The sequence below is a fragment of the Cupriavidus sp. 8B genome (assembly GCF_054589115.1).
Window position 1 is genome coordinate 19064 of record NZ_BAAILO010000485.1, and the last position, 3927, is coordinate 22990.

The window sequence follows — 3927 nt, forward strand, 5'->3', positions numbered from 1 at the left end:
CGCAGCCACATCGCGCCCACTGCCGGCAAGTCCCAAGTCAGCGTATGCGGCAACACAGCCGCGCTGCCGGTGGCCGCAAGTTCTGCCGCCACCGCGCGCGGCACGATGGTGATGGCGCGTGGCTGGTTGCGCATCAGCGTGGCGATGGTCTTGATCGAATAGGTTTCCACCATTGGCGTCGGCGGCACCGCGCCGGCGGTGGCGAACAGCGTGTTGATGGTGCGCCGGATCGGTGTGTGCGCGGGCGGCAGGATCCAGTCCAGCGCGGCCAGGCGCTGCCAGTCCAGCTTGCCGCGCCCCAGCCGCGCAGCGGCGGCGTTAGGCACCACCAGCGCCGGCTCTTCGCGGTACAGCGGCGTCTGCGCGATGTCGTCGCCCGGCGCGTAGAAGGACCGTGCGATCACGCAATCGAGCTCGTGCGCGCGCAGCGCCGCCACCAGTTCATCCGTGGTGCCCTCGCGCACCAGCACCGCCACGCGCGGCTGCTGCCGCAGGCCGTGCGAGCAGGCCGCGTCCAGCACCACCGGCGCCACATACGGAATCACGCCGATGCGCAGCCGCCCGTGCAGCCCGGCGCCGATCACCGCCAGCTCCCGCCCCAGCGCCTCCGTATCCGCCATCGCCAGCCGCGCATGCGCCAATACCGCCGCGCCGGTGCCGGTGGGCTCCAGCCCCCGGCGCGAGCGCACGAACAGCGGCACCATGAAGATCTCCTCGATCTCCCGCAGCGCCTTGGTCACGGCGGGCTGGGTCAGGTTCATCTCGGCCGCCACGCGCGAGACCGAGCGCTGGCGGTCAAGTGCCAGTAGCAGCGCCAAGTGCTTCAGGCGCAGGCGCGAGATGAGGTTGTGCTGAAGTTTGTCGACTGGGGACGGCAATGAAAGTCCTGGACCTGGGCGCGTTGCAAGCCTTTGATTCTACTAGGGCACTTTTGAGTCACCGGCTCCGCCAGCGTAAGTGCGTTAGCGCGCGGACTGCGGTCGTGACGTTGTAGCACAATGTCTGGTGGTTCCCGCCCGGTCCTCAGCGCCGAAATCGTCACTTCTATGAGAAGACACGATGAACAGGGTCACAGGCCACTTGGCCGTCCTCCTCGCATTGAGTCTGTTTGTCATCCGTGGCGCGGAGGCGTCCGATATTGTCTGCAAAACGACACACCACGCGAGCCCGACGCAAGCGCAGAAGCGCCCCCACGCAGCGAGGCTCATCTGCGACTACACCCTTCTCTCCATTAGCTATGAGCGCATCTACGCCGATCAGCAACGGCTGCTGCGCTCCGGCGCCATTCGCCAGGCGGATATCCTGGCCTGGCGCAAGAAGCGGGACGCTTGCGGCTCCGTGCGCTGTCTTGACGGCGTCTTCGCGCAATGGCCGCAGTACGAAGCGCGGCGCAAGTCCGCCTGGAACGCCAATCGCTCTAGCAAGCAGCCCGAGACGCTAGCGGCGCACGACAACCCACGACGCGCCGAAGCGGCAAGGCCGATGCCACCCAAACCGAATCCGCAGGCGCCAACGCAGCCGGTCGCCGCGCAACGCAACCCGCAACCGACCATGCTCGCCACCGCGACGGACACATCGTTGCGCGCGGCGCCGACTGTCGCCGCGGCGGCGCCTCTCGCTGGCAAGAAGGCTTCCGGCCCCAGGGGCGCGCTGGGCAACCTGGCCTGGTTTGGCGCGTTCGGCATGAGCCTGGCCTACCTGCTGAAACGGGGACGGGACGGGCGCTTGCGCAAAGTGGTTGAGCAGTACCGGACCGCACCGGCGCCCCTGCTGGTGTTGTACGCGTTGATTGTTGTGAATGTCCTGCTTCTGCTCTTCGCGTTGGCGTCGGGCTAGTCCGAGCGTAGCCGTGGCCCGCGTTATGCATAACCAATCCGTTATGCAATGATAATTAATTGACTGCAAACGGTTATCCGGGAACCTTATACTCCAAGGCACCAAACCTCAATCGGCTTGCGTTGCGCACTTCCGTACTCCGCCACCCTGCCCGATCCGCCACGGAGCTTCAATGTTCACCACCCGCCCGGAAATCGTCGGTACCTTTGGCGTGGCCTCGTCCACCCACTGGCTGGCCTCGCAAACCGCCATGAGCGTGCTGGAGCGCGGTGGCAACGCGTTCGACGCGGCGGTGGCCGGCGGCTTTGTACTGCAGGTGGTGGAGCCGCACCTGAACGGCCCGGGCGGCGAGGTGCCCATCCTGCTGTGGAGCGAGCGCGAACGCGCGGTGCGCTCCATCTGCGGGCAAGGCCCGGCGCCCGCGCTGGCCGACCCGGGCGCGATGCGCGCCATGGGGCTGGACCTGGTGCCCGGCATCGGCCTGCTGCCCGCCACCGTGCCCGGTGCCTTCGGCGCCTGGCTGACCATGCTGCGCGACTACGGCACCTGGACGCTGGCCGATGTGCTGGCCCCCGCCATCGGCTATGCGCGCGACGGCTTCCCGCTGGTGCCGCGCATCTCGCAAGCCATCCTGGCGGTGCGCGAACTGTTCCTGAACGAATGGCACAGTTCGGCCGACGTCTGGCTGCCGGACGGCCGCGTGCCGCGCCCTGGCGGCCTGCATGCGGTGCCTGGCGTGGCCCGCACCTATGCGCGCATCGTCGAGACGGCCGAAGCCGCCGGCGGCACCCGCGAGCAACAGATCGACGCCGCGCTGGATTGCTGGTACCGCGGCTTCGTCGCCAAGGAGATCGACAGCTTCTGCCGCACCCAGGCGGTGCGCGACACCACCGGCGAGCGCCACAAAGGCCTGCTGCGCCATGAGGACATGGCGCACTGGGCGCCCACCGTGGAAGCGCCGGCCACGCTGGATTTTGGCCGCTATACGGTGGCCAAGTGCGGCATCTGGAGCCAGGGCCCGGCGTTCCTGCAGCAACTCGGCATGCTGCGCCACGCCGATCTCGCCACCCACGCGCCCACCTCGCCCGAGTTCGTGCACCGCATTGCCGAGGCGGCCAAGCTGGCCATGGCCGACCGCCTGGCGTGGTACGGCGACCCCAGCTTTGGCGACGTGCCGCTGGCCGGCCTGCTCGATCCTGCCTACCTCGCCGCGCGCGCGCGCCAGATCGGCGAACGCGCCTCGCTCGACATCCAGCCGGGCACGGTCGATGGCCGCGCGCCCCGCTTGCCTGACCTCGGCGCGGCCCAGCGCACGCTGCGCCACGCCGACGTGCGCTTCGGCGTGGGCGAGCCCACCTTTGCGGCCATGCCACCGGTGGCGGAATGGGCCGAACGCGAGATCTTTGTCGGCGATACCTGCCACATCGACGTGATCGACCGCGACGGCAACATGGTCGCGGCCACGCCATCGGGCGGCTGGCTGTCGTCCAGCCCGGTGATACCCGAGTTGGGCTTCGCACTCAATACCCGCTTGCAGATGACCTGGCTGGAGCCTGGGCTGCCCAACACGCTCGCGCCGGGCAAGCGCCCGTGCACCACGCTGTCGCCCTCGCTTGCGCTGCGCGACGGCGAGCCCTACATGGTCTTCGGCACGCCCGGCGGCGACCAGCAGGACCAATGGTCCGTTGCCTTCTTCCTGCGCCACGCTGTGCACGGCATGAACCTGCAGGAGGCCATCGATGCGCCGGCCTGGCATATTGACCATTTCCCCGGCTCGTTCTGGCCGCGCTCGGTGGTGCTCAACCGGCTCAGCGTGGAGTCCCGGCTGCCCGAGGAAACCATCGCGGCGCTGCGCGCGCGCGGGCATGAGGTCAAGGTGGGCGAGCCGTGGTCGGAGGGACGGATGTCCGCCTGCACGCGCGAGCGCGATGCGCAGGGACGGCTGGTGCTGCGTGCCGGGGCTAATGCGCGCGGCATGCAGGGGTATGCGGTGGGGCGTTGAGGCGTTGAGGCGTTAGGGACGTTGCCAGCATAGAGGCCCTTGAGAACCGCCGCTGGTTTGCTCCCCTCTCCCGCTTGCGGGAGAGGGGA

General features: G+C 68.8%; 3 protein-coding genes. 2 read left to right on the top strand and 1 reads right to left on the bottom strand.

The genetic code is table 11. From position 1 onward, the window contains the following. Nucleotides 1-878: LysR family transcriptional regulator (locus ACYP5B_RS44910; RefSeq protein ID WP_459573887.1), on the bottom strand; the 878-nt coding region annotated here is incomplete at its 3' end. Between the two features lie 181 nt (nucleotides 879-1059). Here ACYP5B_RS44910 and ACYP5B_RS44915 point away from each other — a divergent pair. Then, nucleotides 1060-1836, top strand: a complete 777-nt coding sequence (locus ACYP5B_RS44915) for a hypothetical protein (RefSeq protein WP_459573888.1) — start codon at nucleotides 1060-1062, stop codon at nucleotides 1834-1836. A 172-nt stretch (nucleotides 1837-2008) separates the two neighbouring features. Next, a complete protein-coding gene (locus ACYP5B_RS44920) occupies nucleotides 2009-3838 on the top strand; it encodes a gamma-glutamyltransferase family protein (protein ID WP_459573889.1) in 1830 nt (609 codons plus the stop codon). Nucleotides 3839-3927 lie beyond the last annotated feature (89 nt).